This is a genomic window from Gracilibacillus salinarum (assembly GCF_022919575.1).
GTDB classification, from domain to species: Bacteria; Bacillota; Bacilli; order Bacillales; family Amphibacillaceae; genus Gracilibacillus; species Gracilibacillus salinarum.
The window spans coordinates 591,600-616,642 of the sequence record NZ_CP095071.1 but is presented as its reverse complement, the minus strand read 5'-3'; the positions used below and the strand labels follow the sequence as shown (position 1 = coordinate 616,642).

At 37.1% G+C, this 25,043-nt stretch carries 27 protein-coding genes; 22 read left to right on the top strand and 5 right to left on the bottom strand.

Annotated elements, in window-relative coordinates:
- Positions 1-122: 122 nt before the first annotated feature.
- The gene (locus tag MUN87_RS03090; protein WP_244746202.1) at positions 123-350 is read right to left on the bottom strand and encodes a ferredoxin; all 228 of its coding nucleotides are present in this window, start codon (positions 348-350) and stop codon (positions 123-125) included.
- A gap of 124 nt (positions 351-474) precedes the next feature.
- Here MUN87_RS03090 and MUN87_RS03085 point away from each other — a divergent pair, with 124 nt between their 5' ends.
- Genes MUN87_RS03085 through MUN87_RS03070 form a run of 4 tightly spaced genes read left to right on the top strand, consistent with a single transcriptional unit; the run spans position 475 to position 4,134 of the window.
- Positions 475-1,542 carry a YpbB family protein gene (locus MUN87_RS03085; RefSeq protein ID WP_244746200.1) on the top strand — a complete coding sequence of 356 codons (1,068 nt, stop codon included), beginning with the start codon at positions 475-477 and terminating at the stop codon, positions 1,540-1,542.
- Positions 1,535-3,085, top strand: a complete 1,551-nt coding sequence (locus MUN87_RS03080) for a RecQ family ATP-dependent DNA helicase (protein WP_244746198.1) — start codon at positions 1,535-1,537, stop codon at positions 3,083-3,085. Before MUN87_RS03085 ends, MUN87_RS03080 begins: the two co-directional genes overlap by 8 nt.
- Positions 3,057-3,644 carry a CPBP family intramembrane glutamic endopeptidase gene (locus MUN87_RS03075; protein WP_244746196.1) on the top strand — a complete coding sequence of 196 codons (588 nt, stop codon included), beginning with the start codon at positions 3,057-3,059 and terminating at the stop codon, positions 3,642-3,644. Before MUN87_RS03080 ends, MUN87_RS03075 begins: the two co-directional genes overlap by 29 nt.
- Positions 3,634-4,134, top strand: coding sequence for a LysM peptidoglycan-binding domain-containing protein (locus MUN87_RS03070; protein WP_244746194.1), 501 nt, complete (start codon positions 3,634-3,636; stop codon positions 4,132-4,134). The genes MUN87_RS03075 and MUN87_RS03070 overlap by 11 nt, the downstream gene beginning before the upstream one ends.
- A 56-nt stretch (positions 4,135-4,190) precedes the next feature.
- Here MUN87_RS03070 and MUN87_RS03065 read toward each other — a convergent pair whose 3' ends face one another.
- Genes MUN87_RS03065 through MUN87_RS03055 form a run of 3 tightly spaced genes read right to left on the bottom strand, consistent with a single transcriptional unit; the run spans position 4,191 to position 5,272 of the window.
- Positions 4,191-4,760 carry a manganese catalase family protein gene (locus tag MUN87_RS03065; protein WP_244746192.1) on the bottom strand — a complete coding sequence of 190 codons (570 nt, stop codon included), beginning with the start codon at positions 4,758-4,760 and terminating at the stop codon, positions 4,191-4,193.
- Positions 4,761-4,781: 21 nt separating this feature from the next.
- Entirely contained in the window at positions 4,782-5,051 is a 270-nt protein-coding gene (locus MUN87_RS03060; protein WP_244746190.1) for a spore coat protein CotJB, read from the bottom strand.
- On the bottom strand, positions 5,048-5,272 hold the full coding sequence (locus MUN87_RS03055; protein ID WP_244746188.1) for a spore coat associated protein CotJA: 225 nt from the start codon (positions 5,270-5,272) through the stop codon (positions 5,048-5,050). Before MUN87_RS03055 ends, MUN87_RS03060 begins: the two co-directional genes overlap by 4 nt.
- 412 nt (positions 5,273-5,684) lie before the next feature.
- Between MUN87_RS03055 and MUN87_RS03050 the strand changes: the two genes are divergently transcribed.
- Positions 5,685-6,671 carry a YpdA family putative bacillithiol disulfide reductase gene (locus tag MUN87_RS03050; protein WP_244746186.1) on the top strand — a complete coding sequence of 329 codons (987 nt, stop codon included), beginning with the start codon at positions 5,685-5,687 and terminating at the stop codon, positions 6,669-6,671.
- A 91-nt stretch (positions 6,672-6,762) separates the two neighbouring features.
- Here MUN87_RS03050 and MUN87_RS03045 read toward each other — a convergent pair whose 3' ends face one another.
- Positions 6,763-7,725 (bottom strand): asparaginase, encoded by a 963-nt coding sequence (locus MUN87_RS03045; protein ID WP_244746184.1) that lies wholly within the window; start codon positions 7,723-7,725, stop codon positions 6,763-6,765.
- Between the two features lie 85 nt (positions 7,726-7,810).
- Between MUN87_RS03045 and prsW the strand changes: the two genes are divergently transcribed.
- From prsW to hbs, 17 genes are all read left to right on the top strand, one after another.
- Complete coding sequence (gene prsW, locus MUN87_RS03040) at positions 7,811-8,470, top strand: glutamic-type intramembrane protease PrsW (RefSeq protein WP_244747863.1); 660 nt, start codon at positions 7,811-7,813, stop codon at positions 8,468-8,470.
- 107 nt (positions 8,471-8,577) lie between these two features.
- Positions 8,578-9,516, top strand: coding sequence for a spore cortex-lytic enzyme (sleB, locus tag MUN87_RS03035; RefSeq protein WP_244746182.1), 939 nt, complete (start codon positions 8,578-8,580; stop codon positions 9,514-9,516).
- 19 nt (positions 9,517-9,535) lie between these two features.
- The gene (ypeB, locus tag MUN87_RS03030) at positions 9,536-10,870 is read left to right on the top strand and encodes a germination protein YpeB (protein ID WP_244746180.1); all 1,335 of its coding nucleotides are present in this window, start codon (positions 9,536-9,538) and stop codon (positions 10,868-10,870) included.
- A 517-nt stretch (positions 10,871-11,387) separates the two neighbouring features.
- The gene (locus MUN87_RS03025; RefSeq protein WP_244746178.1) at positions 11,388-12,044 is read left to right on the top strand and encodes a flagellar brake protein; all 657 of its coding nucleotides are present in this window, start codon (positions 11,388-11,390) and stop codon (positions 12,042-12,044) included.
- Between the two features lie 15 nt (positions 12,045-12,059).
- Positions 12,060-12,740 (top strand): (d)CMP kinase, encoded by a 681-nt coding sequence (cmk, locus tag MUN87_RS03020; protein ID WP_244746176.1) that lies wholly within the window; start codon positions 12,060-12,062, stop codon positions 12,738-12,740.
- The gene (locus tag MUN87_RS03015; RefSeq protein ID WP_244746174.1) at positions 12,737-13,315 is read left to right on the top strand and encodes a lysophospholipid acyltransferase family protein; all 579 of its coding nucleotides are present in this window, start codon (positions 12,737-12,739) and stop codon (positions 13,313-13,315) included. Before cmk ends, MUN87_RS03015 begins: the two co-directional genes overlap by 4 nt.
- A 99-nt stretch (positions 13,316-13,414) precedes the next feature.
- The gene (rpsA, locus tag MUN87_RS03010) at positions 13,415-14,560 is read left to right on the top strand and encodes a 30S ribosomal protein S1 (RefSeq protein ID WP_244746172.1); all 1,146 of its coding nucleotides are present in this window, start codon (positions 13,415-13,417) and stop codon (positions 14,558-14,560) included.
- A gap of 916 nt (positions 14,561-15,476) precedes the next feature.
- Positions 15,477-16,016: a YphA family membrane protein gene (locus tag MUN87_RS03005; RefSeq protein ID WP_244746171.1), complete on the top strand. Its 540-nt coding sequence runs from the start codon at positions 15,477-15,479 to the stop codon at positions 16,014-16,016.
- Positions 16,013-16,903 (top strand): YIEGIA family protein, encoded by an 891-nt coding sequence (locus tag MUN87_RS03000; RefSeq protein ID WP_244746169.1) that lies wholly within the window; start codon positions 16,013-16,015, stop codon positions 16,901-16,903. The genes MUN87_RS03005 and MUN87_RS03000 overlap by 4 nt, the downstream gene beginning before the upstream one ends.
- Positions 16,903-17,088, top strand: coding sequence for a capping complex subunit for YIEGIA (locus tag MUN87_RS02995; protein WP_244746167.1), 186 nt, complete (start codon positions 16,903-16,905; stop codon positions 17,086-17,088). The genes MUN87_RS03000 and MUN87_RS02995 overlap by 1 nt, the downstream gene beginning before the upstream one ends.
- 137 nt (positions 17,089-17,225) lie before the next feature.
- Positions 17,226-18,536: a ribosome biogenesis GTPase Der gene (der, locus tag MUN87_RS02990; RefSeq protein WP_244746165.1), complete on the top strand. Its 1,311-nt coding sequence runs from the start codon at positions 17,226-17,228 to the stop codon at positions 18,534-18,536.
- Between the two features lie 11 nt (positions 18,537-18,547).
- A complete protein-coding gene (locus tag MUN87_RS02985; protein WP_244746163.1) occupies positions 18,548-19,588 on the top strand; it encodes an NAD(P)H-dependent glycerol-3-phosphate dehydrogenase in 1,041 nt (346 codons plus the stop codon).
- 58 nt (positions 19,589-19,646) lie between these two features.
- On the top strand, positions 19,647-19,907 hold the full coding sequence (locus MUN87_RS02980; RefSeq protein ID WP_244746161.1) for a stage VI sporulation protein F: 261 nt from the start codon (positions 19,647-19,649) through the stop codon (positions 19,905-19,907).
- A gap of 274 nt (positions 19,908-20,181) precedes the next feature.
- Entirely contained in the window at positions 20,182-20,382 is a 201-nt protein-coding gene (locus MUN87_RS02975) for a DUF2768 domain-containing protein (RefSeq protein ID WP_244746159.1), read from the top strand.
- Positions 20,383-20,404: 22 nt separating this feature from the next.
- Complete coding sequence (locus MUN87_RS02970) at positions 20,405-21,133, top strand: YphF family lipoprotein (RefSeq protein WP_244746157.1); 729 nt, start codon at positions 20,405-20,407, stop codon at positions 21,131-21,133.
- 1,316 nt (positions 21,134-22,449) lie between these two features.
- Complete coding sequence (spoIVA, locus tag MUN87_RS02965) at positions 22,450-23,928, top strand: stage IV sporulation protein A (protein ID WP_244746156.1); 1,479 nt, start codon at positions 22,450-22,452, stop codon at positions 23,926-23,928.
- A 746-nt stretch (positions 23,929-24,674) separates the two neighbouring features.
- Positions 24,675-24,947, top strand: coding sequence for a non-specific DNA-binding protein Hbs (hbs, locus tag MUN87_RS02960; protein WP_244716843.1), 273 nt, complete (start codon positions 24,675-24,677; stop codon positions 24,945-24,947).
- The last annotated feature ends 96 nt before the right edge of the window (positions 24,948-25,043 follow it).

Below are 25,043 nucleotides of genomic sequence, written 5' to 3'. Positions count from 1 at the left end.
GCACTTGAAACATTTCAAAATAACCACTAAGCAGTTAATTAACATAATCCATATTATAAGAAAGTATCTTCCTATTCAGCAGACTGCACTTATATCGTCCTATACTGATTAAAAAATGTCCTTTACTTTTGCTTGTTCTCGTATACTCTTACTGACTCGGTTGGGCAGCCTTCATGGGCATCAAGTAAATCTTCAATGAGATTAGACGGAACTTCTGCATCGCCTTTGTTATCATCCCTGAGACCAAATGCGATTCCTTCCTCATCATAGTCAAACAATGCAGGAGCAGATGCTCCACAAACTCCACAAGCAATACAGGTTTCTTTATTTATCCACGTAAAATATGGCATAAGCCACTTCCTTTATTGTTCATTCTTCTGTCTAGATTATCAGATCCTTTCATTTCTGACAATTACCCAGTACCCAAATTCGACAAAACTTGTTAGAATAATAATAGATAGATGAGGTGTTAAAATGTTTGAATTTATATTGCTGGATTGTATGTTAAAACTAAATGGTGAACGAACGGTGTATAATGTATATCATTTATTGACCGCCAAAAAGTCAACACAAACAATTCAGGACAGTAATATTTTTGGTTTGACTACTTATTTTGGAATATATAAATCACTAACGAGGAAACTGTTTGATGAAGAGGTCAAACGGTTAGAAGAAGCGGAATGTATTGAAGTGGAAGCCAAAGATACGGTATTACTTACAGACAAAGGAATAACGTTACATAAGCAACTAAAGCATCATTACTCTCCACTAATTACATTAAATGGAATAGAAAACGAACAGCATGCGGACAAGTTATTCCAACATCTAATTTTATGCGTTCAGACAATTACTCATCTGCACATGCAAGAACGAAGGTTTATACCAATAGTTGACGATATAGCCACACAGCGGTTTGTGAAGTCAGTCTGGCATCAAAATCAAGCTAATGGAACTCAAAGGTTGTTAGATCAGCTTTTTAAAGATTTGTATCAATTATTACAATTTTTCCCTAAGGATCATGCTGCTATCTTTGTAGATAGTCTGTCAACTGATCAAAGAATAGGGTTAAGTAGATATCAGTTAGCGGAAAAGTATCAACTGACTATCCACGATATATCGGTTATTCAAATGAATGTCATCCATAAATTATGCAATATGATCGTCGAAAACGATAGTACTCCATTAATGAAACAGCTTTTTCCTGTAAGTATGAAACAGCTCTTAGTCAGTGATTCAGCTAATCAAACGTTGTATTATGTAAAAAAAGGTCTATCTATTTCTGAGATATCAAGTGTCAGGCATTTGAAAGAAAACACTATTAAAGATCACCTTATCGAAATAGCTTATTCAGCAAAGGAATTTCAATGGCAGCATTATGTAAATCATGACGACTATCAACTGATACGGTCCGTTATCCATCATACAAATTCCAAAAAGCTAAAAGACTTAAAAGTACAATTGCCTGCTACTATCAATTATTTTCAAATAAAACTCGTTCTAGCTATGGAGCAACAAGGGGAAAGGGGGAATAGCGGTGTCTGATCAGCAACTTGAACAGCATTTACACGATTACTTTGGATACAACTCATTTCGAGAAGGACAAAAACCGATTATTGAGGCTGTATTAAACAAGGAACATGTATTTGCTGTTCTGCCCACAGGAACGGGAAAATCAATCTGTTATCAACTGCCTGCCATGATGTTGGATGGTACCGTTATCGTTGTTTCTCCGTTACTTTCATTGATGGAAGATCAAGTAAAACAGATAAAAGCAAATGGGTTTAAAAAAGTTGCAGCCTTAAACAGTATGTTGACGTATCAGGAAAAAGAATCGATCCTGAAAAGAATCAGCAGTTATCAATTAATTTATCTATCACCTGAAATGTTGCAGATTAACCGAATCATCCGTGCCATAAAAAAACTGAACATTCATTTGTTTGTAATTGATGAAGCACATTGTATTTCGCAATGGGGTCATGAATTCCGACCAGATTATTTAAGGATTACAGACATTCACCAAGCATTGGGAAGTCCACCACTACTGGCATTAACGGCTACAGCAACACCAGATGTCCAACGTGACATTCTTACCATTTTACAATTGAAACAAGTGCGTACTTTCATATACCCAATGGATAAAGCAAATATATCATTAGTGGTAGAGTCCGTCACACAATTACATGAAAAACAGGAACGTATACGCGAATTAGTTAGTACGTACCGAGTTCCAACTTTAGTTTATTTCTCCAGCAGAGAAGAAACAGCAAAGGTTGCAGCCTACTTGCAATCAGCCGTTAAAGATCGTAATATCGCTTTTTACCATGGGGGCTTGGATAATCAGGATCGTCTTTTAATTCAGCAACAATTTATGAACAATCAAATCGACATTGTTTGTTGTACAAATGCATTCGGGATGGGGATTAACAAGAAAGATATTCAACTTGTTATTCATTACCATATTCCAAGTCAAATTGAATCTTTTATCCAGGAAATAGGAAGAGCGGGAAGAGAAGGACAGGAAGTGGTAAGTCTTACATTGTTTCATGAAAGTGATGCGTTTATTCCCAGACGATTAATAGAATCAGAACTTCCAACTTTATCATTGATTCAACAGCAACTGGAAATAATTTACCAAACAGAACCGACGGTGGAAGAAGTAAGACAATCTTTCTTGCTGAGTGCAAATGGAGTAGAAAGCCAGTGGCGATTCTTTCAATATCAATTGGAAAGATTAGGATTATTAAAACATGCTTCCTGGCAAATTAATGCTATCTCGCATCAGGATGTATTAGATGCATTAGAAAGTACGATGACAGCAAGAATGGCATACAAAGAACAAAAGTTGTCTGAAATGCTCCAATGGATTTACATTGATAAATGTCGAAGGGATACATTGTTCCGTCATTTCCAAAATCACGTACAAGATCCATCATTTATGTGCTGCAGCTATTGTGATTTCAAATGGGAGCATTGGCAACCTGAAGAGATGACAAGGGAGGAGCGCGTTCAGGAATGGCAGCAACTGTTGAGTGATTTATTATATCAAGGAGAGAAAAATGAAAAACAGTCAAGCACAACTGATTAGAAGACTCTCGAGTAAGCAATTGAAACAGCAAGTTTGGTTATCGCAGGGGATTTTACTAATACTTGCCATTGGATTAACATTTATCTTTTTCAAAGGATTTGATCCATTTTTGGAGCTGTTTTCTTGGTCGTGGTTTCAAATTTTCTTCTATAGTCTGTTTTCTGCCATAATTATTGTGGGTATAGATATAGTAACGATGTATATTTTTCCAAAAAGATGGTGGGATGATGGGGGAATTAACGAAAAAATATTTAATCAAGGTTCCTACATCGAAATTATTGTTCTTTGTTTCTGTATAGCCTTGGTAGAAGAATGGTTATTTCGTGGAATTCTACAAACCCAATTTGGACTATGGATAGCAAGTATTATCTTTGCATTTGTTCACACTAGATATTTATCGAAACCTTTTTTATTTATTGCTGTCGTCATGTTAAGTTTTTGGATTGGGCTTGTTTATCAGTGGACAGGCAACTTAACGACCGTTATCGCATTACATTTTTTGGTCGATTTATTTTTAGCACTGTTAATTCGGACAGGGAGGTTTCAGCATGCACGATGAACATGTCACTGAAGACCAGGCTGCATCACTAAGGGACCGGGTAGAACGTCAGCAAGAACACGAAAACGATAGGCTGCCACCCAGAAGTGAGGTCCACAAAAATAAAAAACAAACATCAAAATGGAAAATCTCCTTTCCTTTAATTCGTTTTATGGTTATTTTATTTATTGCAATCATTGTTTTACTATGGACGATGCGATACTGGGGAGAGGAATATTTATCGAAAGCCGTACAAGAAGAGGTAGATCATGGGGTTGAAGAAGTAACGGTAAAAAGCAGATCGTCATCTGGTAATGAACAGCTATACCAAGAAGCTGACATAGTTACACATGTTGTCAGAAAGATGGACAGTTTATTTTCTATTTCTGAACAATATTACGGTACGAGCGAATATGTTGATTTAATTATCGAAGCGAATGAGATTGAAAAACGTACATTGATTGTAGGTCAAGAAATTACAATACCCGATATAGAAAGAATTCGACAGTAACTGTTTAGTAAATAAGCAAAAATATCCCCATCTCCATGAATGAGACGGGGTATTTTTTAAAATATTTTTTTTCGATCTCGTTCTTCTTTCAAAATTTCCACAGCTTCATGGAATCGTTGCGAATGGACAATTTCCCGCTCGCGTAAAAACTTCAAGGAATCATTAATAAATGGGTCATCTGAAATATCAATAATCCATTGGTAAGTGGCACGCGCCTTTTCTTCAGCCGCTATATCTTCATATAAATCGGCTATTGGGTCTCCTTTTGCCTGGATATAAGTTGCGGTCCATGGCGATCCAGCAGCATTTTGGTAATAGAGAGCATGATCATGATTGACGAAATGCGCACCCAGCCCAGCAGCCTCTAATTCTTCTGGTGTAGCGTCTTTTGTCAGTTTATAAATCATGGTAGCAATCATTTCAAGATGGGCAAATTCTTCGGTACCAATATCATTTAACAGACCTACTACCTTGTCTGGAATCGTGTATCGTTGATTTAAATAGCGTAATGCAGCAGACAATTCACCGTCAGCACCACCATATTGTTCTGTTAAATATTTAGCTAGCATGGGATTACACTTACTAACTTTTACTGGATATTGTAATTTCTTCTCGTAATACCACATTCCGAATTCATTCCTCCCTTCTTATACTTGCCATGGCCAAGGTGCTTCTTTCCAATTCCATGGATAACCGGAATAGCTTTGACCGTATTGCATTAACGGACCAAATTCTTCTTCGAACTTATTCTTTAATTGTCGACTCTGAAAAGCCGCTTGATTAAATTGATTAATCGCATCAACGTCATCAGGGTGGGTGTCCAGATACAGGGTTAATTCCACCAGGACAAAATCAATCGCCTGAATCTGTTCTAATTGTTGATAATAGCTGTCAGGCATTGGTCGGGGTTCGGTCATGTATCACTACGCTCCTTTCTTGGCGGATAATCATCATACAAACAAGGCCACAGCGTTCCGGCAAAAAGTGCATCTCTTGCTGTTGGGAATTGCTCTGCATTTTTCGGTTGGAATCCGATATATAAATTCGGCGGCGTAGAATAACATTTTGTTTTAATTGGCTTACAAGGATCGAACTTGCTTACATACGGCGAATAGCATTTTGTTGTTGTAAATGACACAGTTCAAACTCCTTTCCATAAAATTCATATTTGCACTTCAAAATTAGTTTATGGATAATGGAAGTTGTCCTATGACGAAATTCATTAAATAGGAATGATTTCACATTTGCGTTTGCGATTGTGTATACTATAGACATCCAACTAATTTCGTTTTTATAAACAAGCTAGTTATCGTTCTTTGGATAAACGTGTTAAGATATGTTTGGGTAAATGTTTCCCTTGATATCGGTGCTAACCGTCTGTAAGACTCCCAGTTGAAGCTTCGAATATCACAAAGAAGCTAAATGGGAGTAAACAGACGCGAACATCCTGATCATAGCCTTACTTTATATCGTGCTATACAAAGGGAATCATACATAATAAAATCTTTTATTAAGATTTGGGTGTAGAATTGAAGGAGTGTAATCAAACCATGCAACAGGAAAAAGCTATTGTTATCGGTGCAGGACCATGCGGCATGTCTGCAGCAATTGAACTGCAAAATATTGGAATAGACCCATTGCTGATTGAAAAAGGCAATATTGTGGATGCAATTTATCAATATCCAACTCATCAAACGTTTTTTAGTTCCAGTGAAAAATTGGAAATTGGCGATGTGGCATTTGTCACCGAAAAAAACAAGCCGGTACGTAATCAGGCCTTGGCATATTACCGTACCGTTGCGATAAGAAAAAAACTGCGAATTAACAGCTTTGAAGAAGTCATCGCAATCCAGCATCACAACGATCGATTTGAAATAACAACTTCGAATCAATATCACGAAAAGAAAACCTATCAGGCAACCTATTGTGTTATTGCAACTGGTTATTATGGGCAACCAAATTACTTAGGTATTAAAGGGGAAGAGCTTCCTAAAGTACACCATTATTTTAAAGAAGCTCACCCATTTTACCAGCAAAATGTTGTCGTGATTGGCGGAAAGAATTCGGCAGTAGATGCAACAATTGAGCTGCACAAAGCAGGTGCGAATGTCACCGTGTTATACCGAGGTAGTGAATATTCCAAAAGTGTTAAGCCATGGATATTACCAGAGTTTGCATCACTAGTGAACCATGAAAAAATTACGATGGAGTTCAATGCTGAAGTGGAAGAAATTTCTGACCACCACATTACGTATCACGTTGATGAGGAAAAAAAGCAAATAGATAATGATTTTGTTTTTGCGATGACTGGTTACCAACCAAATCATCCATTCCTGGAAAAAGCAGGTATTTCGATTGAAACAGATACAGGCAAACCCGTGTATCATACGTCTACTATGGAAACAAATGTGGAAAATATTTATATTGCGGGTGTTATTGCTGCTGGATTTGACAACAATGGCATCTTCATTGAAAATGGTCGCTTTCATGGAGGATTAATAGCGAAATCAATTGAGGAAAAAGAAAAGAGAAAATAACTGTCTTTTCTGAGAGCATTCATAAACCAACTATATGTTAGAGTAACAATCCCCACGTAACGTTTTGTTTGCCGTGGGGATTTGCAGATATTTAGTCTTTAAATGCATTGATCATTTCTTGATGTGATGCATCATTCTCAAGTAGCAGCATCAGCTTGAGCCTGGCTTTGGGGCCATTTAAATGATTAGCAAAAATAACTCCCTCGTCAAGTAAAGTACGTCCACCACCTTCGTATTGATAGGTTGGTTGTACGATGCCTTTATAACATCTGGAAACCAGCAGTACTGTTACATTATGCTGTAATAAATGCTGGATAGCAGGGACTATCGATGGCGGCACATTACCTTGCCCTAAAGCTTCAATAATTAGTCCATCCGTCTTAGCAGGATCCATCATTTCGATTAATTCTTTGGGCATGCCAGCATATGCTTTCAGTAACAGTACATTTTTACTTAAAGCTGAAATATCAAAAATTTCTTCGTGATACGTCTTCTGATAATAATAGACATCTTGTTTCGTTACCATCCCGACAGGACCAAACTGAGGACTCTGGAACGTCGCTACGTTACTGGTGGATGTCTTTGTTACATATTGTGCAGTATGTATCTCGTCATTCATAACTACAAGCACACCGCGTTGTATGGATTTACGGTGTGATGCGACACGTATAGCACATATTAAATTATATAAGCCATCAGATCCGAGCTCATTGCTTGATCTCATCGCACCAGTAAAAACAATTGGAATCGCAGTGTTGACACAAAGATCAACAAAGTAGGCTGTTTCTTCCAAAGTATCGGTTCCATGTGTGACAACAATTCCTGCATACTTACCACTACTTACTTTTTCTTTCATATAGTTGGCTAAAGTCAGCATATGTGCTGGTGTAACATGCGGTGATGGCAGATGAAAGACATTCTCCTCCTCGATGGAATGTGATTTTAATAAATCTTCACTGGAAAGCGGGTGTGAATCGGTTTCTACGACACTGCCATCGGGATTTTCTTTCATAGAGATTGTGCCACCTGTATGAATTACTAATGTTTTTTTCATTTTCCATCTTCCTTTTTTGATTCTTTTAACAAATACATTAAATATTATGGCATAATTAATAGGAGATAGAAAGTAGGTGACAAGTATGTTTGCTCTTATTTCCGTTTCAATTGCACCGGCTTTTGCATTAATGTCGTTTTTTTATTTAAAAGATAAATACGAATTAGAACCGGTTTATGCAATTTTAAGAACATTTATATATGGAGCACTATTAGTATTTCCAATTATGTTTATTCAATATGCATTTCAGGAAGAAGGAATAGGGCAAACGCCTTTCTTTCAATCCTATTTAATATACGGCTTATTTGAAGAATTTTTCAAATGGTTTATTTTCATGTTTACTACGTATAAATATTCAAAGTTTGATACCGTTTATGACGGTATTGTCTATGGTACAGCGATTAGTTTAGGTTTTGCAACGGTAGAAAATATATTATATCTGTTTGCACACGGAATTGAATTTGCTATTGGCCGTGCCTTATTTCCAGTATCATCCCATGCTTTGTTTGGTGTAATCATGGGTTATTATCTAGGAAGAGCGAAGTTTGCAAAGCGTTATACACCTATACTCATATTAATAGCATTTCTGATTCCAGCATTTCTCCATGGCACATACGATTTCATCTTAGAAACGATTCAGAAACGATGGATTTACGGTTTAATGCCATTTATGGTATTGCTTTGGCTGTTAGGACTCAGAAAAGTAAAAATTGCAAATGAAATAACGCAACACCAGATAAATTGAGGAAGTCTTTAAAAGAGACTTCTTTTTTTTATGAATAAATTTTCTTTTTTATTAAAAGCTATCCATATCATCAATCCATTTTGACTAGTTATGGAGGGTCAACGAAAATGAAAAATAAAATACTAATATGTCTTTTCATACTTACCATTGGTTCGTTTGGTTTCATTAATTCAGAGAAAGATCAACTGGATGCTTTTACGAACCAAGTCATTCAACAAGGCTCAACAGGTGACGACGTAATTGAACTACAGGCAAGACTACAATATTTAGCTTTTTATAATGGCAAAATTGATGGTGTATTTGGTTGGGGTACGTACTGGGCACTACGAAATTTTCAATATGAATTCGGAATGGAAATTGATGGTCTAGCAGGTGCAACTACTAAACAAAAATTAGTGGATGCAAGTGAATTTGACAGAAACTATGTCTATGAACAACTCAGACAGGGAAATGATTTCACTCATTATGGCAGTGTCGATAATGATAAACAGACCAAACCTAATAATAACAATACGTCATCAGGTTCTGGAAGCTCTGGTGGTACTGGTGGAGGAGATGGTGGATCTGGTGATTCAGGTGGCACTGGGGGAGGAACTAGTGGCTCTGAAGGGTCTGCTGATCAACAACAGGATGCGAATGAAACGACTGATGAAGACCTTGAGCCGAGTGCAGTCAATATGCCCCAAGGATTTTCCCAGAATGATATTCAAATCATGGCGAACGCTGTTTATGGTGAAGCAAGAGGAGAACCGTATGAAGGTCAGGTTGCAGTTGCTTCCGTTATACTAAATCGTGTGGAAAGTCCAAGTTTCCCTAACACGGTTTCAGGTGTGATTTTTGAACCAAGAGCATTTACGGCTGTAAGTGACGGACAAATATGGCTAACGCCTAATGAACAAGCAAAAAAAGCGGTCCTTGATGCCATTAACGGATGGGATCCAACAGGTGAAGCAATCTACTACTTTAATCCGGACACTGCGACTTCAGCTTGGATCTGGTCAAGACCACAAATAAAACGTATTGGAAAACACGTATTCTGCATGTAATTTTTCGGAGGTGAAAAACATGTTTAGATGGCTATTTATTACCGTATTAAGTATAGGGATTATTGGTGTCTCTGTTTGGGGATATCAAGAACATCAAGAAAAAAATGCTGTACTAATACAGGCGGAAAATACTTATCAACGTTCATTTCATGATCTAACCTATAATTTGGACTTGCTTCATGATAAAATCGGTTCGACGTTAGCGATGAATACAAGAGAACAATTATCTCCTCAGTTAGCAGAGATTTGGAGATTAACTTCCATGGCACATAATGATGTTGGGCAATTACCTCTAACTTTGATGCCGTTTAACAAAACGGAAGAATTTCTTTCCCAAATGGGGAATTTTAGTTATCGTACCTCTATTCGGGATTTAGAAAGTGAGCCACTGTCAGATGATGAGGTTGGTACATTAGAATCTCTTTATGAAATGTCAGGAGAGATTGAATCAGAATTGAGAAAAGTACAAAATATGGTATTGAATGATAATCTCAGATGGATGGATGTACAGCTTGCGTTAGTAAATAATGATGAGCAGGCGGATAATACCATAATTGATGGTTTTAAAACAGTCGAAAAAACTGTTGAAGGCTTTGAAGAAGGCAAGTTAAATGCAAGTTTGATGGGAACTTCCAGTGATAAAGACGGATTTTCGATACTCGGTGAATCGAAAATAACGGAAGAAGAAGCAAAACAAAAAATGAAGGACTTCCTGGAATTAGAGGATGAAACAGAATTAACCATTGCTGCTACCGGCAAAGGAGCAAATGTCCCCATGTTCAGTGGTTCCTTCAAAGAGTCGGAACGTACTGGATATATAGATATTACACAGCAGGGCGGTTATCCAGCCAGTCTCATGATTAACCGTGAAGTGACTGACGTAAAAATCAGTTTGCACGAAGCAATGAATATTGCAAAAGATTATGTATCTAAATTAGACCTTGCCAATGAGGTTGCTATGGTTGAGAGTAATCAATATGACAATGTCGGTGTATTTCAATTCGTTCCAAATGTAAATAACGTCTGGATATACCCGGATGCTCTTCAAGTAAAGGTTGCCTTAGATAACGGTGATGTTCTAGGGTTTGTAGCGAAAGATTATTTGGAGAATTATCATGAACGGGATATTGCAGATCCAGCGATAACAGAAGAAGAAGCCAGGGATAAAGTAAATCCTAATTTGGAGATTCAGGAAAACCACCTCGCGATAATTGAAGATGATATGGGAGAGGAAGTTCTCACCTATGTATTTTTAGGTACGTTAAATCAAGACACATATCGGATCTTTATTAATGCAGACAATGGTAATGAAGTGAGAGTAGATAAATTAAAACAAGCGGAAATAAAATATTAGAAATAAACGGCATTCGCCTAGTATTTAGCGAGTGCCGTTTTTTATATAGAAAGCATAAGTACAGTCATGATAGTATTCATGCTGATTAGGAAGACAGGTTCTTATAATTAGGATGATGTAAGATGAATCTATCTGATATTTTGATAATACTGATGAATTTCATTTGGATAGCAGAAGGCAGCGAAGAAGTAGTTCACGTAGTAGCCTAAATGAAAGCGCATCCACAGGGCGTGGGGCAATTCCAAGAGCTCTGCTTTCCCAATTTTTCTAATCCTATTTTAGCTTTTCAGTACAAAACATTTCAAAATTACCATACCGCTAAGCAGTTTACATAATCCATATTATAAGAACTCGAGTCCATGTTCAATAGGATTACTGCTGTGACTGCATTTTTATACTTCTTGACTGATTAAAAGGAAAGAAGGTCTTTTCCTTCTTTCCTTTTTTTGCGATAATAGGGATAAAGGATTATTCTCAATTTACAGTTTTTTAATTATACATAGAAAGAGGTAATAAATTGGTTAGAATTGGTTCCTTTATACAACTTGAACAAGCGAAAGATAAAAGCAAAACATATAAATGCCGTGTAATTGAACACAAGCTAGATAAACTGTACATTGATTATCCGATTGATGTGCAAACAAATAGGACACAGCTATTTCCAGTTGGTAGTGAATTTCAGGCATTTTTTACTGAAAATTATTCTTTGTTTAGTTTTCCATCTCAAATTATCGGAAAAGCTAAAATCAATAATATTCCGACTTTAATAATGAATTTTGACAAAGAACATTTGAAAAAGATTCAACGTCGTGAATTTGTAAGGATAGAAGCCATGCTCGACATATCTGTGCGCAGTCGGAATCAGGAACCCTCATTTGCTCCGTTTACATCGGTCACTCATGATATAAGCGGTGGTGGTTTATCTGTCTTAATCAAAAAAAATGTGGACATAAATGAAGGCGAAATGTTAGATATTATGTTAGTATTACCTTTAGATAATGAGATGGAATATCTTCATCTTATTGGAACGGCTATTCGTATACATAACATTAGTGAAAATAACAACATAGTGTCGGTGAAATTTGTTGAAATTGATAAGAAGGATCAACAGCATATTATCCGGTACTGTTTCATCAAACAACTAGAGAATCGCCGTAAAGGATTTATTCAGTAGGGAAGGAAGAAAAGCATGAATGATAACAAAAAATTGGCCATCGCGATAGATGGACCTGCGGCTGCGGGCAAAAGTACCGTAGCAAAGATTGTAGCTAAGCATCTCGGCTACGTTTATATTGATACAGGCGCTATGTACAGGTCATTAACCTACTCTGTACTAAAACATAAAATAGATGCAAGTAATCATACACAAGTAGTAAACCATTTGCATAAAATCACCATCGATATTGATCCGGACCAGCAAGTATATCTTGATCAAGAGAATGTGACAGATGATATCCGATCAGATGTGGTTACGAATAACGTATCAGCTGTCGCTACTATTGCGCAAGTAAGAGAAGAGATGGTGTTACGTCAGAGGAAACTGGCAGAAAAGCGTGGAGTCGTAATGGATGGCAGAGATATCGGTACCCATGTTATTCCAGATGCAGAAGTGAAGATATTTTTGGTAGCCAGCGTGAAGGAAAGGGCACAACGAAGACATGAAGAGAATCAGCAGAAAGGCTTCCATTCTGATTTAGAACAAATTAAATCCGACATCGAACAACGGGATAAGATGGATTCTGAACGAGAAGTGTCTCCATTAAAAAAAGCGGCAGATGCCATAGAAATTGATACGACATCATTATCCATTGAAAATGTTGCAGATCAAATCTTATCAATAGTACAACAGAAAATGGGGAATGACGAATGAGCTTTTATCAATTTGCTAAAACAGTAGTAAAAATATTTCTAAAACCGAAGTATAAAGTACAAAGCTATGGGACGGAGAACATTCCAACAGAAGGACCCGTAATCATTTGTTCCAATCATATCTCTAACTATGATCCCCCAATTGTTGGTATAACGAGTCCTAGACCGATTCATTTCATGGCAAAAGAAGAGTTGTTTGATAACAAGGTCTTTGGATTTATATTACGCCATGTAAATGCCTTTCCGATCAAACGTGGCATGAGTGACCGAAATGCATTACGAAGAGGATTAGAAGTTCTAAAAGATGGACATGTTTTAGGATTGTTTCCGGAGGGTACAAGAAGTAAGACAGGGGAAATAAAACGCGGCCTTGCAGGTGCTGGTTTTTTCGCTTTACGCTCTAAAGCTACGATTGTACCGTGTGCGATTATCGGGCAATATAAAAGCAAAGCCCCTTTAAAAGTCGTGTATGGAAAACCAGTGGAAATGGAAACGATGAGATCGAACAAATCTTCGGCTCAGGAAGTAACAGATGCAATCATGGAAGAAATTAAAAAAATCAAAGAAAATCATTAAGTTTTGATTATAATAACTTGACAAATCACGCTAAATATTAGAAGTTAGAAAAAAGCACATTTTATTGTTTTGTGTTGGAAATCGAAGGAGGTCTTTGTCATGGATGAAATGAATCAAGAAATTTCAGAAATTAACGAGCTTTCCGTAGGTAATATTGTACGGGGAAAAGTAGTTAAGGTAGAAGAGAAACACGTCCTAGTCGATATTGGATATAAAGTTGAAGGTATAGTACCGATTAGTGAACTTTCTCCACTGCGAATCGAGACTGCAAGTGATGCAGTAAGTGAAGGTGATGAACTGGAATTGCAAGTGAAGAAAGTGGAAGAAGAAGAGGTAGTACTATCTAAAAAAGCAGTTATTGCTGAAAAAGCTTGGGAAGACTTGCAAGCAAAGTTTGAGAATAATGAAATCATTGAAGCAACAGTTCGTGATATTGTAAAAGGTGGACTAGTTGTTGATGTAGGGATAAGAGGATTTATACCTGCATCATTAGTAGAAACACACTACGTGGAGGATTTTTCTGATTATCAAGATAAATCTCTTGCTCTAAAAATCGTAGAGTTGGATAAAGAACAAAATCGAATCATCTTATCTCACCGTGCAGTGATTGAAGAAGAAGATCAAAATAAAAAACAGTCTCTTTTAGATACGCTTGCTGAAGGACAAGAAATAGAGGGAACTGTACAACGAATTACAGACTTTGGAGTATTTGTTGATATCGGTGGTTTAGACGGTCTTGTACATATATCACAACTCGCTCATACCCATGTAGACAAAGCTTCTGACGTAGTTTCAGAAGGGGACTCACTTAATGTGAAAGTATTGTCAGTAGATAAGGAAAACGAACGCGTTTCGTTATCGCACAAAGCAACTTTACCAGGTCCATGGGATAATATTGAGGAAAAAGTAGCGATCAATGATGTTGTAGAAGGTACCGTAAAACGCCTAGTGAATTTCGGTGCTTTTGTAGAAGTACTTCCGGGTGTGGAAGGTCTTGTTCATATTTCACAAATTTCTACAGAGCATATCGGAACGCCTGGTGAGGTACTAGAAGTTGGTCAGACTGTACAAGTCAAAATACTTGATGTCAGCGAATCCGATAAACGTATTTCTTTAAGTATCAAAGAAATTGAAGAAGAAAAAAGCCAACAAGAGATCAAACAATTTGAAGCGGATGAAGAACAATCCGGCTTCCAGCTTGGTGATATGATTGGCGATAAATTAGATAAATATAAAAATGATTAATAGAAAGTAAAGGTCCATGTTCCTACATGGGCCTTCTTTATGAGTAAAGAAAGTATATAAGTACAGTCACAGCAGTAATCACATTGAACATGAATTTTAGTTCCTATAATATGGATTATGTAAACTAGCAGCTTAGTGGTCATTTTGAAAAATTATGTGTGGTATGATACCGCTCCGTCCAACCACTCCGCGTCCTGCGGGGCACGGCTGGAGCTAACTTTGTGAAGAAGAACGCTTCACAAAGTGGATCTCCAGCACCTGCACAATCCCGCGGGAGTCTCCGTGGTTGGCCTCCGCTGATGTATAGCTCCACAATTTATGCGACAGCTAGGATATGAAGCACTATCTGCAAGATTTACACCATAATTGATGAAATACATTGCTAAGCACCACTGCTTCTAGCTGTTCCAATCGTTGTAGTACTTCCCATAAGCGTAGGAAATAGGCGGAGACTCCCGTGGAATCAGCGCGAGCTGAAGATCCATTTATGAAAGAAAAGAATTTTCTTTCATAAATTAGCTGAAGCCGTGCCCACAGGACGCGGAGCCTATTTCCGGAGCTATGCAACGCAGATAAAATATTTCAAAATGACCGTTTTGCCATAAAGCCTTTGTTAACATAATCCATATTATAGGAAGTTGTTTATTGATTAAGTCAATTAGGACCGGGCGTGTTATGGCCGTTTTTTCTTATAAGCAAAAACGGCCATAAGGACAGTAGTAGAAGTAATCATGCTGAATAGGAAATAGGTTCCTATAATATTTTTTTAGTTATAACCGGGAGAACTTTCCCGGTTTTTCTTATTTTTCTCGTCTAAAGTTAATGTTTTTCGTACATACTGTTAAAGGTGATGCGGATGTATTTGTATATAACAGTGTATTTATGTTGGATATTATGGTGTTTTGTTACTTTTTTTATGGCTAAGAGCAAAGACCGGTTAAAATATTTGGTCTTACTATATCTGTCTTTAATTCTTTTACCAATTAAACTAATAATAGGAGATTTACCCGTTAATGGCTTGTTTTTATTTTTGCTCATCTACGCAGCGGTGATGATAATCCTGACTAAATTTCCACTGAAAAAATATTTACTTATTCTTTTTATAAGTTATATCTATGCGGTTTACTTTATTTGGCGTATTACTAGTCCTGTTCTCGATGAAAATACTTTTATTATGATCGCCATTATTAGCGGATTTCTACTGATTCATCTATTCACAAAGAACAAAGATGAGCAAATCACGATTATCATAGCGGGGAGTAGCTTTGGACAATTCTTTTATCTGATTATCTGTACCAGTTATCACTTACAATATACAGTTAATTATGACATTTACTTTACAATAATCTTTTCCATTCTGTTTATTATCGCTATTCAATCTTGCTGGGAATATTTAATGATTAAGATCGAAAGCTTTATCAAATCACTGGAATACAAGAAGAGGTGGAATACGTGAATCAATTCATATATCCAATACTATTCGGTGTTATTGTTGGAACGATTGCTAGAATGGTGATGTTAAAAACGGATTACAGACAATATCCTACCTATTTACACGGTAAAATTATTCATTTAGCATTAGGTTTTATCGCTGCTAATTTAGGTGCTGTGGCGGTTCCTGCAATATTAGAGAAAGAATATACTGCAGTTACTTTTCTAACCATTGCTGCATCCCAATTTCGAGAGGTTCGCAATATGGAGCGGAATACACTGGCAGAAATGGATAGTTATGAATTAGTGCCAAGAGGGAAGACATATATAGAAGGTATTGCTATAGCATTTGAAAGCCGAAATTATTTAGTTATTTTCACGTCTCTGCTATCAACATTAACTTATATTGCTTTAAATATATACGCAGCCGTTATTGTGGCATTTATTTGTTATTTGCTTATTCACAAATATATGAGTGGGTCTACAATGAAGGATATTGTCGATATTGAACGCTCACACGTTTCTTTTGATGGAGCAGGTTTATATGTAGACAATATTTATATTATGAATATAGGGTTACCAGAACGGCAGGAGGAAATATTAAAATACGGAATGGGATTCATAATGAAACCAAAAAACTTCGACGTCCGTTCCACCATCGCTAATCTTGGGCAAAGGCAAGCTATTTTACATGACATTTCCGTTTCATTAGGAGTGGTGCGAGATTCTGGTACGCCTGCATTGGTTCCGTTAATAAAGAGAGATTTAGATGATGGCAGAATAGGGATTTTTATATTACCTCAAGAAAAAAATGAGAAGAAGGCTATAAAAGTATTACAATCTGTCCCCGTTCTCGAGAATGCTATACGTATGCCGTCTGAATCCAGTGCTGATAAAAGGAGTGGTGCATAATGGTGTTAGAGAAAGCGATATTAGCGACTATTACAACTGATGCCAGAAAGGTAACAGCAGGAGCATCCATTTTCATTTGTGAGACGAAAGAAGAGATGGATAAAGTTGCCGCCAACCTGGAAGCGATATTAGATGGAATTAGTCACGCATTAAGTGATGAAATTTATATTATTGTCAAACATTAATCTAAAGTAGACGATAATATTATTATGTAAACTAAAAGGAATAAACTTGTCTTCATCGGTGCAGTTATGGTAATTTAGTAAAGTGATAATTTACACAAATATAGCAGAAAATTAATTAGTAGGAAGGATGTGCCTTCATGAGAAATTCTGTAGTAGCAATTGTAGGAAGGCCGAATGTAGGGAAGTCTACCATCTTTAATCGATTGGTAGGCGAGAGAATTTCCATTGTTGAAGATATCCCTGGGGTAACACGGGATCGGATATACGCCAAAGCAGAGTGGCTTAACTCCACTTTTCGTTTAATTGATACAGGCGGTATTGAAATAGGTGATGAACCATTATTAATACAAATGCGTGAACAAGCAGAAGTTGCAATTCGTGAAGCTGATGTAATCATTTTTCTTGTCAATGGAAGAGAAGGGATTACAGCTGCCGACGAGGAAGTTGCCAAAATATTGTATAAATCAAATAAACCAGTGGTACTGGCAGTAAATAAAGTAGATAACCCTGATATGCGTGAGCAGATTTATGAATTCTATGCATTAGGATTTGGAGAACCATATCCGATTTCAGGAACTCATGGTCTAGGTCTAGGTGATTTATTAGATAGTGTTGTTCATTTATTTCCAGAACGCGAAAATGAAATAGTGGATGATGATATTATTCATTTCAGCTTGATCGGAAGACCGAATGTCGGGAAGTCATCTTTAGTTAATGCACTTCTAAATGAAGAACGTGTCATTGTCAGTGATATTGCTGGTACGACAAGGGATGCGATCGATACAAATTTTGAAAAAGATGAACGAGAGTTTGTGATCATTGATACAGCCGGAATGCGCAAGCGTGGAAAAATCTATGAAACTACCGAAAAATACAGCATTCTTCGTGCATTGAAGGCGATCGAACGGTCTGATGTTGTTTTGACATTAATTGATGCTGAATCAGGTATAATTGAACAAGATAAAAAAATTGCAGGCTATGCTCATGACGCTGGTAAGGCAGTCGTCATTGTTGTAAATAAATGGGATACGATCCTCCAACATGATCAGGCAATTAAAGAATTTGAAGAGCAAGTACGAGCGCATTTTCAATTTTTAGATTATGCTCCTATCATTTATTTATCAGCGAAAACAAAAAAACGGATTCACACGTTATTACCGAAAGTTATTCAAGCAAGCGAAAACCATACAAAACGGGTGGAAACAAATGTATTAAATGATGTCATCATGGATGCACTTGCGATTAACCCAGCACCATCTAAACACGGAAAGAAATTGAAGGTTCTTTATGCGACACAGGTCGCTGTAAAACCACCGACATTTGTGGTATTCGTGAATGATCCAGAGCTTATGCATTTTTCGTATGAACGATTCCTTGAGAATCAGATTCGTGAAGCGTTCGGCTTTGAAGGTACACCGATTAAAATATATGCGAGAAAACGTAGTTAGAGGTGATCAGCATGTCAAAAGTAGCTGTACTTGGAGCAGGCAGCTGGGGAACAGCTTTAGCAATGGTATTATGTGAGAATAATCATGATGTTAGAATATGGACACATAATACGGAACAAAAGCAAAGAATGGAACAAGAGGGAAAGAATGCGAAATATCTTCCTGACATTCCATTGCCACCTTCTTTATCAATTCATGATGATTTAACAATGGCTATTAAAGATGTAGAGGCTATTGTATTAGTGGTACCAACCAAAGCCATTCGAGAGACATGTCAACGATTAAAGCAGGTTCTTCATCACCAGGTTGTTCTGATTCATGCTAGTAAGGGCATCGAACCTGACAGTCATTACCGTATTTCTGAAATGATTGATGAAGAATTGAATCGTACTCAATATCAGGACGTAGTTGTACTGTCAGGCCCGAGCCACGCTGAGGAAGTAAGCTTAAAACACCCTACTACTGTAACGGCTGCTTCTGAAGATGAATCGTTAGCAGCGTTCACACAAGATTTATTTATGAATCAATATTTCAGAGTGTACACGAGTACAGATGTAATCGGAGTAGAATTAGGAGGCGCTCTAAAGAATATTATTGCTTTAGGTGCTGGAATTTCCGACGGGCTTGGTTATGGAGATAATGCCAAAGCAGCATTAATTACAAGAGGACTTGCTGAAATCACTCGCTTGGCTTCTGTAAAGGGTGCGAATCCGTTGACTTTTATTGGATTAACGGGTGTTGGTGATCTCATAGTAACGTGTACAAGCTCTCACAGTAGAAACTGGCGAGCAGGTAACTTACTTGGCCAAGGAAATGCATTAGAAGATGTTCTCAGTAAGATGGGAATGGTCGTAGAGGGAATTCGTACAACAGACGCAGTGACTCAGTTAGCTAGGGAAGAGCAGATAGAAATGCCGATCACGACAGGTATATATGACGTCATTCATCAAAATAAATCACCTAAAAAAGTAGTAGATGATTTAATGGCAAGAGATCGCACAACAGAAATTGACGATATTTCTGACATTCTATTTAATCGAGATAAGGATTAACTGTTTAACTCCTCCTTGCATACTATAGGAATGACTATAGTAGTTAGGAGGAGTTATTTTGAGTGACTTTAAACAAAATATGTTCGATCAAATTCAGAAAAAATCCAATATTCAACCGGATCAAATCATGAAAGTGGCCCAATCGGTTCAAAGTGCTGATTTTTCTGATGAAAAAACAGTGAGAAAATTAGTGAAGCAATTGGCTCGCCTCTCAGGTAAACCTGTTTCTAAACAAAAAGAAGATAAAATTGTTAAGGCGATTATCAATAATAATATGCCTAAGGACATGGGTACTTTAAGTAAATTATTTAAAAATTAGTATTCATAGGCACATGAGGATGCAAGGTAATATTGCTTCGCATACAATAAACCGCACAAGCATTCACTTTCAGGGTGATAATGGGTATTTATTTAGTCATTAACCGGAGTAGATCTTCCCCTACTGCTTCGGTTTTTTTGTTGTGTATTCGTGGGATAAGCCTAGATAATACAAGTTTGCCATACTGTTAACATTTAGTTATCTCTCTTTGAAAACTATGTTATAATATGTAGCGAATCTTTATCGAATTATGCCAAGAGAGGATGAAAACCAGTTGTCAGCTTCATTAATGAAAATGTGGATCTCCTTTGGAGGAATGGGTGCACTCATTCTTGCAATAGTGTTAATATTGTTGAGCAGGTATAAATTGAAAGGTATGCTATCCATCATTGTAGCAGTTATTGCATACGTTTGCTTATTCTTTGGTGGGATCATTATTGCCTTAGTTGTTTTAAGTGGACCTACGGGTGCCTAATAAGGAGGATGAGATAGACGTAATGTTACATAAAATCACAGCACTAATAGTGAGTGTTATTTTTCTGACTGGTTGTATGTACCCGGAAGAAAATTTAAGTGAAAATCAGATTTCAAATGATAACCAGCTCGAAACTGTACAACAAGCAATTGATCAATATGCGGAACAAACTGGAGGGTTATTACCCATTCAAACAAAAGAAAATGACACGCCATTATATCAAAAATATGTGATCGATTTCAGTATGTTAAAACAACGAGCACTTATTCAATCGATTCCTGCTACTGCATTTGAAAACGGTGGAAGTTATCAATATGTACTTGTTGATGTGGAAGACAACCCTACTGTTAAAGTGATTGATTTACATTTAACAGATGAGATCCGTACCATTCAACAACGACTTTTTATCTATCGCAGTGATCATACATATCCTCCATTCGGTGAGAAAGTAGCAGAAGGTATTTATGAATTGGACTATGAGAAACTAAACTTGGATGCTAAACCGCAAGTACACAGTCCTTATTCAAAAAATACTTTACCTGTATATATTACTGCAGAAGGTGAATTACTGATTGATTACCGGATTGATCTTTATCAAGCTCTCCAAAGTAAAGATCATCAATATAAGAATGGAGATGATATTCGTCCTATCTTAATAAAAGATTATCCGGTTGTACCTGCATACAGTATTCCCTATACAATAAAAGAAGGAGAACCAGCTTTCGCAACTGATCTGGAAGAAGGTTGGTAATCAATGAGAAAAACTTATCCAATTTGGGTAAGTTTTTTTGTGAAGTGAGAAAGCGTCTTAACTTTTCGTTCAGTTTTCTAACATAAACAGCTAAGACCACACGGGTGTCCATAAACGACGCAACGTTCTGCAATTTCCCACGAAAAAAAGATGAATATGAGTTCCTATAATGTGGATTATGTTAACTAGCCATCGCTAGCCAAGCAGCCATATTGAGATATTCAATGTGCTTGGATACCGCTCCGTCCAACCACTCCGCGTCCTGCGGGGTACGGCTGAAGCTAGGCTACTACTTGCGTTACTTCTTTGCTGCCTTGCACCGAGGAAGCCAACTTCGAAGCATTACTAGTAGACGCAGGTGCAGACGTTGTGGATCTTCAGCGCCTGCCTGTCCCGCGGGAGTCTACGTGGTTGGCCTACGCTAAAATTGGTACTCTACAACCTTTTTAAGATATAACATATTGATCACTCATCCCTATATAACAGGTATTGAATGATTAACATAATGCCTAGAACCACTGCTTTTAGCTGTTCCATTAGTTGTAGCACTTCCCTAAAGCGTAGGAAATAGGCGGAGACTCCCGTGGAATCAGCGCGAGCTGAAGATCCATTTAGGAAAGAAAAGAATTTTCTTTCCTAAATTAGCTGAAGCCGTGCCCACAGGACGCGGAGCCTATTTCCGGAGCTTTGCTAAGCAGATAAAAAATATCAAAATGACTATTTTGCAATACAGCCTTTGTTTACATAATCCACATTATAGGTAGTTGTATATAATTTATGTCAATTAGGACCGGTCAAAATTTTAGTGACGAAGAAGTTCGACGTAGTGAAACTGAAAGTGTATGGAGTATAAAAATTTTGGCATATGCTCTCTATATGTTTGATCTTTCAGGGGTTGTAGAGCTCCTATCCTAGTGATGTGGTTGACCGAATCGGTATCAAAGCATAAGAATTAATACAAAATGACCTCCTAGCAAACTAACATAAACGACGTTATTAGGTAGCTTTTACATACTGCTGTTGATTATCCCGCCGGGCAAAGCTTGGTCTATATTAAAAAAGATAGTCGATTTCATCGTTACTCCTTGTATCGTATATCAGTCATAATGAATTGGCCAAGTTTTTAATAAATAGGCATATTCATTGATCCCCTATCATAACTTGTCATTAGTACTGGATAACTGAGTTGACGTATATTCCATGAAAGTTTATTTATTATGCGAATATTTTGCATAAAATAGTAGGACAACATCATAGAATAGAATTGTCAAAGATTCGAATGAATGATGAGGTCGAACAGATCGGGAGGGGATCATTTGGAAAGGGTAGATATCTTCAAGGATATTTCAAAGCGCACGAATGGTGATATTTATTTAGGAGTCGTAGGTGCAGTTCGAACAGGGAAGTCGACATTTATTAAGAAGTTCATGGAAAAGACGGTCTTGCCTAATATCGCGAATGAAAGTGATAGACTTAGAGCACAAGATGAGCTACCTCAAAGCGCTGCAGGAAAGACGATTATGACTACAGAGCCAAAATTTGTTCCAAATCAAGCAGTATCTTTAACAGTAGAAGAAGGATTAGAGGTAAATGTCCGATTAGTAGATTGTGTAGGGTATACGGTAAACAGTGCACAAGGATTCGAAGATGAGAATGGTCCAAGAATGATTCATACACCTTGGTATGAAGAACCAATTCCTTTTCATGATGCTGCGGAAATCGGAACACGTAAAGTCATCCAGGAACACTCTACTATGGGAATTGTGGTCACAACAGATGGCTCAATCGGTGAGATTCCTCGTGAAGATTATGAAGAGGCAGAAAATCGTGTGGTGGACGAACTAAAAGAAGTTGGAAAACCTTTCATCATGATCATCAACTCTGTGCAACCTTATAATCAGGAAACGGAATTATTAAGACAAGAACTATCTGAGAAGCATGATATACCAGTATTATCTATGAGTGTTGAAAGCATGTCAGAGCATGACGTGAATAATGTTCTGCGTGAGGTTTTATATGAGTTTCCAGTACTTGAAGTGAACGTTAATTTACCTAGCTGGGTATTAGTGCTTGACGAGTCACATTGGCTTCGTAAAAATTATCAGCTTGCGATTGAAGAGACTGTTAAAGACATTAGGCGTTTGCGTGATGTAGACCATGTGATTGGTCAATTTGATCAATTTGATTACATTCAACAAGCCTCTTTAGCGGGAATTGAAATGGGTGAAGGGGTTGCAGATATCGACCTTCATGCACCGGATGAGTTATATGACCAGGTATTAAAAGAAATTGTAGGCGAAGAGATACGTGGGAAAGACCACCTGCTTCAGCTTATGCAAGAGTTTACCAATGCGAAACGTGAATATGACCAAATATCCGATGCATTAAAAATGGTGAAGCAAACAGGGTACGGAGTAGCTGCACCTGCTTTATCGGACATGGCATTAGAAGAGCCTGAAATTATCCGTCAAGGACCTCGTTTCGGTGTTAGATTAAAAGCTGTTGCACCTTCCATTCACATGATCAAAGTGGATGTGGAGTCAGAGTTTGCACCAATTATCGGTACTGAAAAACAAAGTGAGGAGTTAGTTCGCTACCTCATGCAAGACTTTGAAGAAGACCCACTTTCTATCTGGCAATCTGATATTTTTGGACGCTCTTTAAGCTCTATTGTAAGAGAAGGAATCCAGGCTAAACTGTCATTAATGCCGGAAAATGCCAGATTTAAATTGAAAGAAACCTTAGAGCGCATCATCAATGAAGGGTCAGGCGGTCTAATCGCCATCATACTATAACTATATTGAAAAAAGCGTTAATGTATTGACATTACGCTTTTTTTGTATGTCAATGTGGTAATTTTGAAATGAAATATGTGCTTAATCCATATTATCAGAACCTATCTTCCTATTCAGTATGATTACTTTTATGATTGTACTTACATGTTTTCTTTATTCATAAAAAAACGATAGCACGCGCTGATGATCTAGAAACAAAGCAGTTATTACAAAATTTTGTATATATCTCATATTTGCTAATGAAAGAAATGCGATGTTAAATCGCGTTTCTTTTTTTGTTGAAGAGCGGGAAATATAGAAGGTCAGCAAAAAAGAAGTGGGGTGAAAATGCAGAATGAACTAATCGTAAAATGGATTGAACCACTTATTTAATATGCAACCAAATTGTTGTTCTTCCAGCAGAATACGCAAAATAAAGCTAGAGATAGTGCTTATTCCAATGATTTTGTAGTATACTCGGTTCGTTATCTGTCAATAATAGGTAATAGAACAGGAAAGATATTCAAAATATTAGTATATCAACGTTTGAAAACACTTGCATCGTGAAATTACATGTGATAACATTCATGTTAACTTAACAAGAAAAAGACAAAATATTATTTTTTTCTTGCTGAATGGCTATAAATTGTTGAATTATCTTTAAATCTCAGTTATGATAAGCCTTGTCATCATTTAAAGATGGCAATTAGCTATAAATATTCCATTTGTTAAAAATTTATAGCTTACATTGGGAGGAGGTGAATATCATGAACAAAACAGATCTAATCAATGCAGTTGCTGAAAAAAGTGAACTTTCTAAAAAAGATGCAACAAAAGCTGTAGATGCAGTTTTTGAATCTATCATGGATTCACTAAAAGATAGCGAAAAAGTACAACTAATTGGTTTTGGTAATTTTGAAGTACGCGAGCGTGCTGCACGTAAAGGGCGTAATCCACAAACTGGGGATGAAATCGAAATTCCAGCAAGCAAAGTGCCTGCTTTTAAACCAGGTAAAGCCCTTAAAGATATCGTAAAATAATATGGTATTACATATGGGCAATAAAAAGGGTGCATAGCGCACCCTTTTTTCATACCTCTTAATCAATTGACCTCTCTAAAAAATCCTTCCCACTAA

Bases quoted from the DNA above. Each gene is read 5' to 3' on its own strand.
- MUN87_RS03090 (WP_244746202.1), bottom strand. From the start codon at position 350: ATGCCATATTTTACGTGGATAAATAAAGAAACCTGTATTGCTTGTGGA.
- MUN87_RS03085 (WP_244746200.1), top strand. From the start codon at position 475: ATGTTTGAATTTATATTGCTGGATTGTATGTTAAAACTAAATGGTGAA.
- MUN87_RS03075 (WP_244746196.1), top strand. From the start codon at position 3,057: ATGAAAAACAGTCAAGCACAACTGATTAGAAGACTCTCGAGTAAGCAA.
- MUN87_RS03070 (WP_244746194.1), top strand. From the start codon at position 3,634: ATGCACGATGAACATGTCACTGAAGACCAGGCTGCATCACTAAGGGAC.
- MUN87_RS03065 (WP_244746192.1), bottom strand. From the start codon at position 4,760: ATGTGGTATTACGAGAAGAAATTACAATATCCAGTAAAAGTTAGTAAG.
- MUN87_RS03060 (WP_244746190.1), bottom strand. From the start codon at position 5,051: ATGACCGAACCCCGACCAATGCCTGACAGCTATTATCAACAATTAGAA.
- MUN87_RS03050 (WP_244746186.1), top strand. From the start codon at position 5,685: ATGCAACAGGAAAAAGCTATTGTTATCGGTGCAGGACCATGCGGCATG.
- MUN87_RS03045 (WP_244746184.1), bottom strand. From the start codon at position 7,725: ATGAAAAAAACATTAGTAATTCATACAGGTGGCACAATCTCTATGAAA.
- prsW (WP_244747863.1), top strand. From the start codon at position 7,811: ATGTTTGCTCTTATTTCCGTTTCAATTGCACCGGCTTTTGCATTAATG.
- sleB (WP_244746182.1), top strand. From the start codon at position 8,578: ATGAAAAATAAAATACTAATATGTCTTTTCATACTTACCATTGGTTCG.
- ypeB (WP_244746180.1), top strand. From the start codon at position 9,536: ATGTTTAGATGGCTATTTATTACCGTATTAAGTATAGGGATTATTGGT.
- cmk (WP_244746176.1), top strand. From the start codon at position 12,060: ATGAATGATAACAAAAAATTGGCCATCGCGATAGATGGACCTGCGGCT.
- MUN87_RS03015 (WP_244746174.1), top strand. From the start codon at position 12,737: ATGAGCTTTTATCAATTTGCTAAAACAGTAGTAAAAATATTTCTAAAA.
- rpsA (WP_244746172.1), top strand. From the start codon at position 13,415: ATGGATGAAATGAATCAAGAAATTTCAGAAATTAACGAGCTTTCCGTA.
- MUN87_RS03005 (WP_244746171.1), top strand. From the start codon at position 15,477: ATGGCTAAGAGCAAAGACCGGTTAAAATATTTGGTCTTACTATATCTG.
- MUN87_RS02995 (WP_244746167.1), top strand. From the start codon at position 16,903: ATGGTGTTAGAGAAAGCGATATTAGCGACTATTACAACTGATGCCAGA.
- der (WP_244746165.1), top strand. From the start codon at position 17,226: ATGAGAAATTCTGTAGTAGCAATTGTAGGAAGGCCGAATGTAGGGAAG.
- MUN87_RS02985 (WP_244746163.1), top strand. From the start codon at position 18,548: ATGTCAAAAGTAGCTGTACTTGGAGCAGGCAGCTGGGGAACAGCTTTA.
- MUN87_RS02970 (WP_244746157.1), top strand. From the start codon at position 20,405: ATGTTACATAAAATCACAGCACTAATAGTGAGTGTTATTTTTCTGACT.
- hbs (WP_244716843.1), top strand. From the start codon at position 24,675: ATGAACAAAACAGATCTAATCAATGCAGTTGCTGAAAAAAGTGAACTT.